The following is a 1,861-nucleotide window of genomic DNA, read 5'->3' as shown; positions in this document are numbered from 1 at the left end:
TGAATGTATCGACTGCGGGGTCTGCGAGCCTGAATGCCCGCCCAACGCCATCCTGCCCGACACCGAGAAGGGTCTGGAGAAGTGGCTGGAGCTCAATCGCAGCCTGTCGACCACCTGGCCGAACATCACCCGCAAGGGTGAGGCGCCGGCCGACGCAGAAAATTTTAAAGACGAAAAAGACAAGTTTGAGAAGTATTTCTCGGACAAGCCGGCGGCGCGTTAGATTCCGCCACTTTTCGCGCCCCTAACGCATTTTTTGCGACAGTCATGCAACTGTTGCATGGGCAGACCGTTGCCGAAATGCAACATCGCCCGCGACTCTGGCGCGAATCTCTGATATAAGGGGGCCGTCGGAAGCGGTCCCAAGGTCGGACCGCCGCTGGCTCGGTGTCCTGGTAGGTATCCGAAAACAACTCACGGATACCCGGCATCGGGCCGACACGCAAGGGGGCGTGAGCGGTGGGTCGCGGTATCGCTTCAGCGCGGGGTAGGACGTGGACGTGAAGGGATCTGAAGACATGGCCAAGCCGAAGAAGATTGCGGCCAAGCCGAAGGAGTATGCCTTCGAGAAGGGCGATTTCGTGGTCTATCCGACGCACGGTGTCGGTCGCGTGATCGATATCGAGGCGAAGGAGATCGCCGGGCACAAGCTCGACCTGTTCGTCATCTCGTTCGAGCAGGAGCGCATGATGCTGCGCGTGCCGGTGGCGAAGGCCAAGATTTCCGGCCTGCGCAAGCTCAGCTCACGCAAGATCATGGAGAACGCGCTGGTAACCCTGAAGGGCCGCAGCCGCGTCAGCCGCGCCATGTGGAACCGCCGGGCGCAGGAATACGAAGCCAAGATCAACTCCGGTGACCCGGTGTCGATCGCCGAAGTCGTGCGCGACCTGCATCGCAATGCCGGCCAGCCCGACCAGTCCTACAGCGAGCGGCAGATCTACGAAGCCGCCCTGGATCGGCTGGCGCGCGAGCTGGCGGCAGTCGAGCGCATCGACAAGGACGTTGCCACGCAGAAGCTGAACAGCGTTCTGCAGAAGGTCGCCTGAACGGCGGACCTGGCAGGAATGAGCTGAAAGGCGGCCGACGGAAACGTCGCGCCGCCTTTTTCATGAGCCGCCCCCAAATGACCTGCCCGTGACTGCCCCCACCATTGCCCGCCTCAGCGACGGCGGCCGCATCTGGGCCCTCGGCGCCCAACAGGGCAACGACCGGGCGCTCGAGGCGCTGGCCGGCGCGCTGCTGCAGCGCTGGCAGCGCGGCGACAAGCTCGTGGTGCTGGGCAACATGCTGGGCGGCGACGGCGATCCCGGCCGCACCCTGGACCTGCTGCTGCTGCTGCGCCGCCGGGTGCTGGCGACCAACCTCGCCTGCGACGTCTTCTTCCTGCGCGGCGCCCAGGAGGAGATGTGGCACAAGCTGCTCAGCCTGCAGTTCGCCATGTCGCCGCTGTCGGTGCTCGACTGGATGCTGGGACGGGGGCTCGCGGCAATCGTGCAGGCCTATGGCGGCAGCGTCGAGGAAGGCCGCATCGCCTGCCGCGGCGGTGCAACCGCCATCGCGCGCTGGACCGTCGGCCTGCGCCAGGCGCAGATGGCGCACCCCGGCCACGCCGAGCTCCTGAACTCCCTGACGCGTGCCGCGCTCAGCGCCGACGGCACGACGCTGCTGTCGGCGGCTGGCGTCGACGCCACGCGGCCGATCGACGACCAGGCCGACGCCTTCTGGTGGAACGGCCAGAGCGACCGCGCGCTCGATGCCGCCCTGGCGAGCGGCGGCGATGCCGGCTGGACAGGATTGACGCGACTGGTCCGCGGCACAGGCCCCGGTGAAGCGGCCGACGACGGACGGGTGCTGACGGTGA

The 1,861-nt window shown here is 66.4% G+C and carries 3 protein-coding genes; all 3 read left to right on the top strand.

What is annotated here, in order from left to right; all coding sequences use genetic code 11:
• On the top strand, positions 1–223 hold a 223-nt coding region (locus RSO01_RS46615; RefSeq protein ID WP_147157451.1), incomplete at its 5' end, for a DUF3470 domain-containing protein.
• A 277-nt stretch (positions 224–500) separates the two neighbouring features.
• Positions 501–1,046, top strand: coding sequence for a CarD family transcriptional regulator (locus RSO01_RS46610; protein WP_246159266.1), 546 nt, complete (start codon positions 501–503; stop codon positions 1,044–1,046).
• Between the two features lie 88 nt (positions 1,047–1,134).
• Positions 1,135–1,861 (top strand): hypothetical protein (locus RSO01_RS46605; protein WP_147157450.1); only part of this gene is annotated, 727 nt, incomplete at its 3' end.

Source organism: Reyranella soli (assembly GCF_007992495.1).
Lineage (GTDB): Bacteria > Pseudomonadota > Alphaproteobacteria > Reyranellales > Reyranellaceae > Reyranella > Reyranella soli.
Note: the sequence above shows the minus strand (reverse complement) of the source record. Positions and strands in the feature narration are given on the sequence as shown.